Raw genomic sequence first — 11,622 nt, 5'->3', positions numbered from 1 at the left:
CGGACAAACGCCGCGGAATTCTTGTCACCAGCACAGGTGCCGGGTGTTTTACGGTAGAGCTGAGCGACGGTGTTCCCTACGGACTGACCCGGGAAGCCCGCGACGCCGCATCGTCGGGACAGCCGCTCCCGTCCGCTGCCTCATGAGGGTTTTCTGCACCTGTTCCCCGGACCTCAAAGCGCTGATCGCAACCGCGGACAGCGCACTGTACCGGGCAAAATCACTCGGCCGCGACCGCATCGTAAGCACCGATGACATGTGCCCACACCTCAACATGGAGCATCCCCCGGCCCCGCCTCTACGACAAAGAAGAGGCCGATAACGGGTGATTACGTCAGTCAGCGCCACCTTGATACGACCGTTGCGGTTTCAGTGTCCATAAGGAATCCCAGCTGTCGAGGCCCCTCCTCTTGGCTCGCGTGCAGCGATTCTGGTCAATGTCATTACACCCTAGGCGGCAACTTTCCCGGTGCGCGGTTGGTGAGTGCTGCTAAGCCGCTCAGAAGGCATAGGCCGGCGGCAACGCTGAAGGCCACGTTGAAACCGAGGTGGTCGATGAGCATTCCCATTAGTGCCGCTCCTGCAGCCTGGCCTGATGCCAAGGCGATGAAGAGAAGCGAAGTTCCTGCGGCGGTGGAGTCCGTCAGGATGCGGCCGGCCCAAATAATCAGCACGGAAGTTGCCGCATTAAAGGCGAAGCCGAACAACGCGCATGCGGCGTAGGCAAGACCGATAGTTTGCGGGAACAAGCCGATGACCGCTGTCCCGGCACTGGTACCGGTGACAGTTGCCAGCCAAGTGGCCGTGATCGTGCGGCGGCTTAGCCAAACGGACATTAGGGCGGCCCCCGCACCACCTGCCCCCAATATCACCCAGGCAGCTGCTGATGCCCTGATATCGATTCCGCCGGCTTCCTGCAAGAGAGTTCTGCCCTGCACCCAGACTGCTGCGCTGCCGGCCCCCAGTGTAAAGGCACCGGCGGCGGGAAGCCGGAAGGGCCGGATGTCCATACCGTTGTCCCGTACACTGGCAGCCGCCGGGGGCGGCGTCCGGTGGGTGTCGGAAACGAGGACCGCGCACATCGCACCCAATGCTGCGGCGGCGACCATGACCCAGGCCAGGCGCCACAAATCCCCCAGGATCAGCGCCAGCAAACCCGCAACGGCGAGACCAAGGCCGTTGCCGGAGTTCACTATGGTGTGCATGAGATTTTGGCGGCCCGCACGAACGTTCCGTTCGACCAATTTAATCATGGCGGGTGAGGCAAAGCCCGCGCCTGCACCTGCGATCACAACGGATACGGCGAAAACAACCGCATTGCCCGCCACGGCGATTCCCACACTTCCAATACAGGCGGTTGCCCCTGCTGCAACAGTCACCAGCCGCGGCCTGAAACCCGCCTGAAAATACGCGATGCCGGCGGTGAGGCAAAAGACCATTGAAGTTCCGGCAAAAATGAAGCCCGAGACCGTCGCGGAAATAGTGAAGGTCTCGACAAAAAACGGCAGGAACAGTCCATATCCCATTCGGACAAGACCATAGGTGGCCGCGATCGGACCGGTCGCCGACACCGTCAGAACAACCGGGTGGACTACAACTTCATGCTGTAACGACCGTTTCATTGAAACGAACGTTATAGGATGGGATCATGGCTACGCAACCCCCACCCCGGGAACGACTGCTCGACGCCGCAGACGCCCTGCTCTTCACAGAAGGCATCGCCGCCACGCCGGTCGACACCATCCTCCGTAAAGCAAACACTGCACCAGCCACCCTTTACGCGCACTTCGAAAATAAGGATGGATTGGTTACCGAAGCCCTGCGCCGCAGACTAGGCATCTGGGACAACGAATGGCAGGGTTGCGTAAAAGCCGCCTCCGGAGACAAAGAGAAGCTCTTAGCTGTTTTCACCGCACTGCGGGCCTACCGGTCCAAACATCTCGCAGCACGATGGTGTGGCTTCCTCGGCACTGCCGCGGAAACCAATAAGCACAGCAAAGAACTTGAAGCCGTCCTCCGGGAGGAAACCAACCTGCTCACTTCACAACTGCGGCAACTGGCCAAACCCGTGGCCGGAGCAAATGCTGAAATGCTCGCAAACCAAATGGCCCTCATCGTCAGCGGCGTCCTGGCCATGATGCTGCGCGACACCCCTGAGAAAGCCATTACCTGCGGCGAGGAAACCGCCCGGGCACTGATAGACCTGCACCCACGCCCATAAGCCATGGTTGATCTGCGGCTCATCGCCGGATCGACATTTATTCGCCATAGGGCGATTCATCATTCCAAGGGCCGCCCTCCGGGCCTTTTGCTGACGGCCACGCGTATCATAGGAGGTAGGATGACTCCCCGGCACCCGACCCCCCTATAGGGTTCCGGGGGGTCTTTCCACACCGATTGTGCCCGGTGGCTGAAAGAACATTTGAACATGTGACGGGACCACGGAGCTCCTGGCTCACACCGACGCGTTAATCACCATTACCGTCACATTGTCCTGGCCGCCGGTGTCCAGGGCGACCTGGACCAGTGAGTCGGCGGCATGCTGCGGATGTGGCAACGTACTCATGATCCGATGTATCTGCTCGTCGTTGATTTCTCCGGTTAATCCATCAGAGCAGATCAGGATCCGGTCGCCGTCCTGCGCCGGCAGCAAGATTAAATCCGGTGCAGCTTTCGACCCTGTTCCGAGTGCTTTGGTGATCACGCTTCGGCGCGGATGCTCGGCCGCCTCCTGTGCCGTTATGACCCCCATCTGCATCAGTTCCTGGACCTCTGAATGGTCCACGGTGATCTGTTCCAGGCCATCCCCATTGAACAGATACGTCCTCGAATCACCAACATTGAAGATCAGCCAAAACAGCCCACCGCCGTCTTCGACAAGGACCACACCGGAAAGTGTGGTACCTGAGCGGGAACCGGTGGCGGTGCGGATGGCTGCATCGGCGTCGTTGACCAGGTTGCACACGTCACTGATGGTCAGAAGGCGTCCTTTAGCTGCCAGCAGTGGGTGCTTGCCCAGAGTCTGTACGCATATACCACTGGCGACTTCACCTGCTTCATGCCCGCCCATACCGTCGGCCACGGCAAACATCGGATCGGAACTCAGCAGTGAATCTTCATTGAGTTCGCGGTGTGATCCCCGGTCAGAAGCGTAACCACACGCCAGCACGATATGCAGCGGCGGCGTCGTGGAAGCGTCAGGCGGATTCATTTTCCCGAACGGGTTCAGGGTTCTTGATGCCGGGCCGCTGCCGAAACGCGCTTCTGCCTGGCTCCCTCACCGGCGTCCTTCTGCGGATTTACCCCGTGCATGCTGCTGATGCTGCTTCAGTTTCCCTTCGGCCTCTCTGCGTCTTCTACCCACCAGGCGCATCTGCTCGGTGGATAAAGGCCGCTGATCATGCCGGTGCGGCCCCGTGGGGTTGTCCCGGTCAGGGGCAGGGACCGACCCGCGCTCTGTGCCTTTGTCCATGCACGCATGATCCCACGGCGCCGGTGCTAAAAGAAGAGTCTGACGCAACGTATGCGCATGCACTCAAGAGGCAACTCCTGGGATAGCGCCAACGGGGGCGCCGGTAAGGCGTTCATGCCTTCACTGACCGGTCGATGCGGTTTTCGGCTACCGGTTCCCCTTCCTAAAAACGAGTCATTCCCCGAAGACGGGTTTACAGACTCTTAGCTTCCTGTCGTATCAATATCGCCCGGCCTCCAAGTTTGAGAGGTCCGGCAAAGCGGCAAATTCTTTACCGGCCCGGCAGGTTATGGTTTTTCTTCAGGTTCCGTGGAGGTCGTTCGCGGGTTCAGGTAGGCCTCTATGGCACTGGCGGGAATTCGGAATGACCGGCCAAAGTGCACTGATGGAAGTTCGCCTGAATGAACCCGGCGGTACACCGTCATCCTGGACACACGCAGCACGGTCGCCACTTCCTCAACGGTGAGCAGTTCAAGATTACGGAAATTTTTGGCCGTCATCTGCCCTGAAACCAGCGCTGATACGCGGCCGGGAATCTTTGATTTTCCATGTGGCCCCCCACATTTGTCGCCCTCAGCAATGGGACTATTGCGTTTATAGGGCTTGGGTACATCCTATCCAACCGGGGCCGGTTATATATGGTCAATTGGACGGCTCATACCCCGGGATGCAGCAGAAAAAACAGTTGTCAACACACCCATTGCGCGCAACTTTTCCGCGTCCTAATCTTGAAGTGCTGGCTCCCTCGCTCCCGGTCATCCTCCAATGACGAGCAGGGGGCCTTCCCACTGCTTCTACTCAAGGGCGACATTCCGGTTTAGTTTGAACCCGGCCGGTCCGGTCGAGCCGACCTGTACAAGGACGAAAAGGATCCGCACCGGTTCCGCTCATCCCGTATCCATTGGATCTTCCGGCTGCCCACCCGCCGTATCGGACCGTTGGGCCCTGCAGGAGAGAATGAACATGACGAGTGACCCGATGGCGGTCGCCAGAAGCAAAATGAACATTATGATCTCTGGCACCCCCCAGGGCAGGGCCATCAGCAGAATCACTGCCTGAAGTGCAGCAACTACAAGAAAAACCAACAATAACCATCTGGGGCCGTAACGCTCCTTGACCGTCTTACCCTTAGCAGGGGGATCATCGACCATGCCGGTGCCCTTTCTCGGACTGGACACGCGGCTGCCGGATAAACGGACACCGCTGGGTCCTTTACCGCCCTACAATAAAACCTCCACACCGATATGCCAAGCATGCTTACCAATTTGTTGCATCTGACGTCAATGTGGAAGACAACGTGCTCGTCGTTGTCGTCGACGTCATCTAAAAAAACCTCATTGGTCAGGGCCACTCCACTCGGGGGGTGGCCCTGATCTTGTTGAAGCAGCCGTCCACAATGGATACGACGGCAGAAGAATAGAACTGGCCCGGGAAACCCATCCCATAAATCTTTAGGTTGCCATCGTCGACCGTGCCCGGGGAGTAGGGCATCTCTCCCGCACGCGGCGACCTCCGAATCGATCATCTCGAAGAAATCAAGGCAACGGTCGATAACCGCGAGGTGCTGATTGGAAAATGTCCGGCTACTGTCCGATGCCGGTAGCTCAATCTATTGCCCACAGCGGCATTTTGGGCATGACCGCTGGGCCGGGCACCGCCAGGACGAAACCGGCAGTTTACCGCCCTTGCCCTTTGGAGTTTGTGATTGCATGGGCCTCATGACGACGACTCCCCCGCCTGATGTAGCCGAGGACCTGAAATCCATTAGCAACGCCCTGGATGAGCAGCTTCCACCACCAGCCGAATCCAACCTGCTGATTGGCACCTGGAACATCCGAGCCTTCAGTGACCTGACCGAGAAGTGGCACGCCGACGAAGACGACTCGCCGAAACGCGATTGGCACGCGATGGCCTGCATCGCCGAAATCGTCTCCCGATTCGACGTTGTAGCCGTCCAGGAAACGCGGCGCAACGTCACCGCACTGCAGTACCTGATGGAGCTGCTCGGCGACCAGTGGCGGTTCATCACCTCCGATGTCACCGAAGGTGATGCCGGAAACGGCGAACGCCTCACCTACGTCTACAACACCACCCGCGTACAACCTTCCGGCCTGGTGGGTGAAATCGTGCTGCCCCCATCGACTGAGGGGCCTGTTGAGCAGTTCGCCCGCACCCCCTACACCGCCAGCTTCCTGCGCGGGAACGTCGAGTTCAGTCTCACCACCGTGCACGTGCTCTGGGGAAACGACCCCGAAGAACGCCTCCCCGAACTAACCAACTTCGCCCAATGGATGCGCAACTGGGTAGAGCGCGAGGGCCAGTGGAACGAGAACCTGCTGGTCCTGGGCGACTTCAACCTCGATCGTAAAGACGACCCCCTCTACGAAGCGTTCACCTCCACCGGTCTGCAACCAGCGCCTGAATTGAACGGTGTCCCGCGAACCATCTTCAACAACGACAACTCCGGTCACTTCTACGACCAGATCGCCTGGTTCGGCAACGAAGACGGGTCAAACCTGCTCAAATCGTTGGACTACACCGGCCAGGCCGGCCACTTCGACTTCCTCCCCCACGCCTTCGACGACATGACCAACAACCAAATATCGTGGCGCATCTCAGACCACTACCCCCTATGGACAGAATTCAAAATCTAGCTACAGAGCGGCAGCCGGAAGCAGGCACCAGTGGGGATAGCTTTACTGTCGGTTAGAAGCAGTGCAGGTCGAGTCCTTCACAGGCGGTTTTCAGTGCGGGGTCGTCCCGGTCGATCGGCTTGATGGAAACAACCCGTAGGTGCTCTTCGCCCAGGCCTTCGTCCCTGCGGCGGAGCCAGTATGCGTAGCACCTGCCACCGAGTTTGCTGCTGTAGGTAATCCCGGCCGGCTGTCTCCCATCGTCGAGCACGAGGGTGCGTAGCCACTCTGCAATGCGTGTGGTCACTTCCCGGTCGGGGGCATGGACCTCGGCCAGGGTGACGGAATCGATTCCGGTATCGACGGCGAGCCCGGCGCCGATGGCGCTGCGGATGGCTGCCAGTGATGAGGGGTGTTCGATGTCCACCCACGCCTCGGAGACCGGGACCTGTATCTGGTACAGGTCCCGCGATGTCCTCCATTGGGTGGGCAGGCACCCTGTGTTCATGTAGCTGCTTTCCTCCCAATGCGACTTGAACTCCCGGATGAAATCCGGCAACGGCATTCCCAGAAAGTCGGCGTCTTTCTGCAGCGCGGAATTACCCTGCAGGCCAAGAGTGAAGGGGGCTATGACCTCGCGGAAGGCTGTCTCCACTGCCCCGGCCAGGTAAACGGTCGACCCGAGAGTGTCATAGCGCCCCCAGCCCTGCCGGTCTGAGCCGGCCACACGGGCGGGAGGATTGAGGCCGCCGTAGGTCGTCCTGGCCACCCGATAGCCGACGGTGAAGCCAGTATTGAGCCACAACCCGGTGCTGGCGCACAGGCGTCCCGTCGGACTCATCCGTCGTAGGTATCTTCCAGAAACGCGGTAAAGGCGGCGACAACTTCGCGGTGACGGTCCTCGCGGATTGCCGTCAGGGGCGTATCCTCTTTCAGCCGTGGATTACCGCCGATGAACCAGGCCCGTGCGACTGAGTCGGATTCGGCGTCGGCGATGCCCAGCCACACCCGTCTGGCCAGACGGATCCGGTTCTCGAAATCTGTGCCGGGTGCGGGCCCGTCCGGTTTGGCCCACCGGATGGGCTGCCTGCGGTCCTTGGTACCCGACAGTGCCGCCACCAGGGTTGGCCCCAGATGCGTGTTGAGACGCCGCACGACCTCGTGAATATCCATCCGCGCGGTTTCGGAGAACCCGTCAGCGATGATCGTTTCGATACTCATAACCCGATCGTACACTCCAAAGTCACTCAAAAGCCACCGCATCCACGTTTTTGGGGCTCTGCGCACTCTGTCCGCCAGGTACATGCCAAGCCACTCCCCTTCACTGTGGGCGGGGGTCTATCCGCAGCCGATTCCGTCGCCTTCAGAATCCAGATGGGTTGCATAGCCGGGGTCGCCGCGGTGCACGGGAGCGGCGCTGGCGTCCCGGGCAGCGGTGCAGTTCTCGTGGTAGACGTCTCCCGGTGCCGCCGGTGCCCTGTCCGTTTCGGGCGTGGGTTCTTCTGTTTCGGGGGCCGGCGTGGCGGCGATGGGTACCTCCACTCCCCTGGTTTGGCTAGAGCATGGAGCCAAGGTCCGATGTGATTGAGGGGTAGGTGGCCACCATGGATTTCAGCTGTCCCGTTGTCATGCCCATCTTCATTGCCAGGCCGGCGAAGTTGATCAGTTCTCCGTAGCCGGGCCCAAACATGTGTGCACCTACAATTTTGTCTGTCGTCCGGTCGATGAGGATTTTGGTTGCAGCGGTGGTTTCGCCGATGCGGTAGTTGGAGTACCAGTCACTGGTATCGGTATATCGAACGTCGAGATCGATGCCCTTGTCTTGGGCCTCTTGTTCGAGCATCCCGACCCGTGTGAGCTCGGGGATGGTATAAACGGTGGTGGGAACACCTGTGTAGTCGGGAATTGTCGTGGTCCCTTTCAGCATGTTGGAGGCGGCGACTTTACCTTCGAACACGGCCACCGGGGTAAGGGGCATGCCCGGTGTATCGGCAGAGTCGCCGGCAGCGTAAACGGCCGGATTGGTCGTACTTTGCAGGTGATCGGCTACCGTCACGCCATGCTTGCCTGCCGCGATTCCGGCAGCATCAAGGTTTAGGCCTGATATATCGGGTATTCGTCCGGCACCGTGGACGACAAGATCAGTTTCGATCGACGATGGGACACCGGACTTTTCAATCAGGACCTGGTAGCCGGAAGCTGATTTTTCGACAGCGGTGATTGTGGTGCTGCATTGCACCTCAATACCGGCAGATGCGCCACGCTTGACTAGAAGCTCGACCAGGTCCTGGTCGAATCCCTTCAGCGGACGCTCTCCCCGGTCGACGATCACCGGTGAAGACCCTGCACGTGCCGCGATGTGGGCGAACTCGAAGGAGACGAGCCCGCCTCCGATGAACAGCACCCGTGAGGGAAGGTCTTCAAGGTTCAGGAAGTCGGTGCTATCAATCAGATGTTCACTGCCTGAGAAGTCGAGAGGGCGAGGTTGTGCGCCGGTGGCGATGAGGAAGTTCTCCGCCTCGTAAATCGTTCTATCGATGTCGAGCCGATGGTGATCCACGAAAGCTGCATTGCCGTGCAAGGTAGTCACCCCGCTACCGACAAGGCTGTCTTCCATATTTTTGGGAGTGGGATCGGTAAAGCCGCGTTTGTGCTTCATCAGATCTGCCCAATTGATCGACAGGCCATCGTCGTTGATGCCTTTATCACGCATAAGCTTTGCGCTCTCAATGACTTCGGCTCCGCGGCGCAGAATCTTCTTGGGGTCACACCCGCGTAACGCGCATGTACCTCCGTAAGGCAGGGCGTCAACGATCGCGACGCGCCACCCCTGCGACGAACACTTCTGGGCAGCAGTGACGCCGGCCATGCCGGCGCCGATCACGATCAGGTCGTATTTTTGATCCATGGCAAGCTTCCTTCCGCCTGGGCGATTAGCTTTTTATTGGAGCGGGACGTGTTTCTAGATTGGGGATAACGCAGCGCGCAACTGATCGAGGGTCGGTGAACCAGCCAGCCCATCCGGAGTGGCATACCTGCGGCATGCCAGCCCAACCGATGAAGCGGCGTCGGCAAAGACATCCACGCCGTCCGCAAGAATGCTGGGCGAACCGTGGAAATCAGCCTGCTCAGCCTCTTCCACAGTGGTGATCAGTTTTCGGGTAACGGTCGTGCCTTCACGTTCGGCCGCGATTACGGCAAGGCGCTCGGCGGCGACCTTCCAATTCGGGCATCCGTTGAAATACATCAGGGTGATCTCCATGTCTGTGAGAATAAACCTTGCACTCAGGTATAAGGTCAACAGCTACACTGAAGCCATGTTGATCGGAGAGGTAACGGAAAAGACAGGGGGTACCGCGCCAGACAATCAGGTTCTACGAACGCCAAAGCCTGCTTCCCGAACCCCATCGAGAATCGAATGGATACCGGCACTACAGCGACTCAACAATTACCCGGCTGCGGTTTATCAAAGCGGCGCAAGTCGCAGGACTCACGCTCATGGATATTCGAAGCATCGTCGGGTTACGCGATGCTGGCGAGACACCCTGTACTCATGTATCGAGCCTGCTTGAACACAAACTGGATGACGTCCGTGCCCGGCAACGCGAACTAGCCGCCTTGGAAGCAGAACTTAATCAGCTCCTCGACCACAGCCACAGCCTTGACCCAAAGGACTGCGCCGAAGAAGGAATCTGCCAAATCCTTCTTCGGTAGACCCATCCGAAACCGCCCGGTCAAGGATCCTCAACAGACACGAGTTGGGTCGTCGAGTTGGTCATTCCTTTGTGTGATGGGTTGCGGCATATCGACGGGCAGCCTCTGTAGGGTCGCCGGAATTATTGCCGCTGTCCGAAACTGCGCCGACAGCCCTCGCAGCAGAATCGGCCGTGGTTCCCAGCTTCACTAACTCAAGTTGGAAAAGTTCGTCCCACTCATGCAGCATCTTCGCTTTTTGTCTGGCGATTATTCGTCCCTGTGCGGTAAGCCGCCACACCTTTTGAGGAGATACGTCCGTGTTTGTCTGGAGACCGGGTTCGGAGTCTTCGGTGACGAGCCGGGACTGCTCCAGCATGTTCAGCGCAGACATTACTCCGTCACTGCCTATTCCATAGGGGCGGCTTAGCTGGTGACGGTCCTCCTCTGCCAACATGCTTTCCAACTCTTCAGAAGTTTCCGGACACATCAGAAGAAGGAGGAGGAGCTCCCATTCCACTGTAGATAGGCCCCGAGCCAACCGTGTCGTTGGCGGCTCATTCGATGGCATCTGCAACCCCAGGAAAATTGAAGGTCATGAGCATAGATTTCAGTCTTCCACCTGTTCTCTCAGACGGGAAGTTTCGCGGCTAAAACCGGGTTACGTCGACTCTACGATCGATTGCCGCTGGATCGGTCAGCAACCGCATCATTAGCGGATCCTCCAGCGGCACACAGCCGACAAGATTTGCCGGCGACCTGACCTCACCGCTCGTTCTATGATGCTCGGCATGGGAGTTGAAGCGATGGTCATTTTCATCAACGGCACCGTAGGGAGCGGGAAAACGACAGCCGCTGATGCGATGGGGAAAATGTTCGAGAAGAAACGTGTAGCTCACGCGATCATCGACCTGGACCTTATTCGCTGGGCGTGGCCTGCAGCGCCCGACGATCCATTCAACCACGAACTCGAACTCGCAAACCTCTCATCTCTGATAAGCAACTACACCGCAGCCGGCATCGAAAAGTTTGTCCTCGCCGGCGTACTGGAAGACGCGCGGGAAATACCCCGGTACAAGGAAGCAGTAGGAGGGCGACCACTCGTAATTGCGCGGGTCACAGCCGACGAAACCATACGCAAGACAAGAATTAGGGCACGTCACGAAAGAGACTCTAGTGTGTTGCGCCGTTAGTTCGTTGCTAGTTGTTGGTAGGCTGGAGTATGGCGCAACGAGGACCGGCATTGGCCGAAGTGAGACTCTCCGATACGGAACGTGACCAGTTGGTGCGGTGGGTTCGTAGGCGTAAGTCCGCGCAGGATCTGGCGCTACGTTCCAGAGTCGTGCTGGAGTGCGCGACGGGGGTGTCGAATTCGGAGGTGAGCAGGCGGTTGCAGTTGTCGCTGCCCACGGTTCGGAAATGGCGTTCCCGGTTCCTGGAGCGACGTCTGGACGGTCTCGTTGACGAGCCACGGCCGGGCAGGCCCGCGCTGATTAGTGTGGATCAGGTTGAGCACGTCGTGGTGGACACGCTGGAATCGACCCCGGCGAACGCGACGCACTGGTCACGGGCGAAGATGGCCGAGAAGTCCGGCCTGTCGAAGTCGACGATCGGTAGGATCTGGAAGGCGTTCGGTCTCAAGCCCCATCTGGAGGAGGGGTTCAAGCTCTCCAACGATCCACTGTTCACCGAGAAGGTCTACGACATCGTCGGCCTCTACCTGAACCCGCCGGAATCCGCGGTCGTACTATCGGTCGATGAGAAGAGCCAGGTGCAGGCCCTGGCGAGATCACAGCCAGCGTTCCCGATGATGCCGGGAACCCC

15 protein-coding genes and 1 pseudogene are annotated in these 11,622 nt (G+C 59.1%); 5 read left to right on the top strand and 11 right to left on the bottom strand.

Translation table 11 applies throughout. The features are described 5' to 3' along the window. Positions 1-443: 443 nt before the first annotated feature. Positions 444-1,622 (bottom strand): MFS transporter, encoded by a 1,179-nt coding sequence (locus tag Y707_RS27820; RefSeq protein WP_081745028.1) that lies wholly within the window; start codon positions 1,620-1,622, stop codon positions 444-446. A gap of 26 nt (positions 1,623-1,648) precedes the next feature. Here Y707_RS27820 and Y707_RS0119925 point away from each other — a divergent pair, with 26 nt between their 5' ends. Further along, positions 1,649-2,221, top strand: a complete 573-nt coding sequence (locus Y707_RS0119925; protein ID WP_026536372.1) for a TetR/AcrR family transcriptional regulator — start codon at positions 1,649-1,651, stop codon at positions 2,219-2,221. Between the two features lie 234 nt (positions 2,222-2,455). On the opposite strand, the gene Y707_RS27815 is transcribed toward Y707_RS0119925, so the two are convergent. The 3 genes from Y707_RS27815 to Y707_RS0119910 form a co-directional block, all read right to left on the bottom strand. Beyond that, positions 2,456-3,211, bottom strand: a complete 756-nt coding sequence (locus tag Y707_RS27815; RefSeq protein ID WP_035782836.1) for a PP2C family protein-serine/threonine phosphatase — start codon at positions 3,209-3,211, stop codon at positions 2,456-2,458. A gap of 548 nt (positions 3,212-3,759) precedes the next feature. Continuing rightward, a complete protein-coding gene (locus Y707_RS27810; RefSeq protein WP_051442238.1) occupies positions 3,760-3,972 on the bottom strand; it encodes a helix-turn-helix domain-containing protein in 213 nt (70 codons plus the stop codon). A 387-nt stretch (positions 3,973-4,359) separates the two neighbouring features. Further along, a complete protein-coding gene (locus Y707_RS0119910) occupies positions 4,360-4,623 on the bottom strand; it encodes a hypothetical protein (RefSeq protein ID WP_026536371.1) in 264 nt (87 codons plus the stop codon). 567 nt (positions 4,624-5,190) lie between these two features. On the opposite strand from Y707_RS0119910, the gene Y707_RS0119900 reads away from it, so the two are divergent. After that, a complete protein-coding gene (locus Y707_RS0119900; RefSeq protein WP_051442241.1) occupies positions 5,191-6,126 on the top strand; it encodes an endonuclease/exonuclease/phosphatase family protein in 936 nt (311 codons plus the stop codon). Between the two features lie 52 nt (positions 6,127-6,178). Here the strand turns inward: Y707_RS0119900 and Y707_RS27805 are convergent, their stop codons facing one another. The 5 genes from Y707_RS27805 to Y707_RS0119875 all read right to left on the bottom strand — a co-directional run bounded on the left by Y707_RS27805 (position 6,179) and on the right by Y707_RS0119875 (position 9,367). Beyond that, complete coding sequence (locus tag Y707_RS27805; protein ID WP_051442237.1) at positions 6,179-6,946, bottom strand: RES domain-containing protein; 768 nt, start codon at positions 6,944-6,946, stop codon at positions 6,179-6,181. Beyond that, positions 6,943-7,326, bottom strand: coding sequence for a hypothetical protein (locus Y707_RS0119890; RefSeq protein WP_026536369.1), 384 nt, complete (start codon positions 7,324-7,326; stop codon positions 6,943-6,945). The genes Y707_RS27805 and Y707_RS0119890 overlap by 4 nt, the downstream gene beginning before the upstream one ends. A gap of 117 nt (positions 7,327-7,443) precedes the next feature. Continuing rightward, positions 7,444-7,647, bottom strand: coding sequence for an excalibur calcium-binding domain-containing protein (locus Y707_RS0119885; RefSeq protein WP_026536368.1), 204 nt, complete (start codon positions 7,645-7,647; stop codon positions 7,444-7,446). 13 nt (positions 7,648-7,660) lie between these two features. Next, positions 7,661-9,013 (bottom strand): dihydrolipoyl dehydrogenase family protein, encoded by a 1,353-nt coding sequence (locus tag Y707_RS0119880; RefSeq protein ID WP_026536367.1) that lies wholly within the window; start codon positions 9,011-9,013, stop codon positions 7,661-7,663. 54 nt (positions 9,014-9,067) lie between these two features. Then, on the bottom strand, positions 9,068-9,367 hold the full coding sequence (locus tag Y707_RS0119875; protein WP_026536366.1) for an alkylmercury lyase: 300 nt from the start codon (positions 9,365-9,367) through the stop codon (positions 9,068-9,070). Between the two features lie 104 nt (positions 9,368-9,471). Between Y707_RS0119875 and Y707_RS33015 the strand changes: the two are divergent. Further along, positions 9,472-9,687: pseudogene (locus tag Y707_RS33015) on the top strand (MerR family transcriptional regulator); the annotation flags it as partial. Positions 9,688-9,714: 27 nt separating this feature from the next. On the opposite strand, the gene Y707_RS33180 reads toward Y707_RS33015, so the two are convergent. Next, positions 9,715-9,843, bottom strand: a complete 129-nt coding sequence (locus Y707_RS33180) for a hypothetical protein (protein ID WP_275451235.1) — start codon at positions 9,841-9,843, stop codon at positions 9,715-9,717. Positions 9,844-9,880: 37 nt separating this feature from the next. Beyond that, positions 9,881-10,192: a hypothetical protein gene (locus Y707_RS0119865; protein ID WP_162150255.1), complete on the bottom strand. Its 312-nt coding sequence runs from the start codon at positions 10,190-10,192 to the stop codon at positions 9,881-9,883. Positions 10,193-10,589: 397 nt separating this feature from the next. On the opposite strand from Y707_RS0119865, the gene Y707_RS27800 reads away from it, so the two are divergent. Together Y707_RS27800 and Y707_RS0119855 are read left to right on the top strand one after the other, a co-directional pair. After that, entirely contained in the window at positions 10,590-10,991 is a 402-nt protein-coding gene (locus Y707_RS27800; protein ID WP_155853185.1) for an AAA family ATPase, read from the top strand. Positions 10,992-11,176: 185 nt separating this feature from the next. After that, positions 11,177-11,622: IS630 family transposase (locus tag Y707_RS0119855; RefSeq protein ID WP_253905281.1), on the top strand; the 446-nt coding region annotated here is incomplete at its 3' end.

This window comes from Arthrobacter sp. H14 (genome assembly GCF_000520495.1).
Classification (GTDB): Bacteria; Actinomycetota; Actinomycetes; order Actinomycetales; family Micrococcaceae; genus Arthrobacter_C.
The sequence above is the reverse complement of the archived record's forward strand: the minus strand, read 5'-3'. Positions and strand labels throughout refer to the sequence as shown.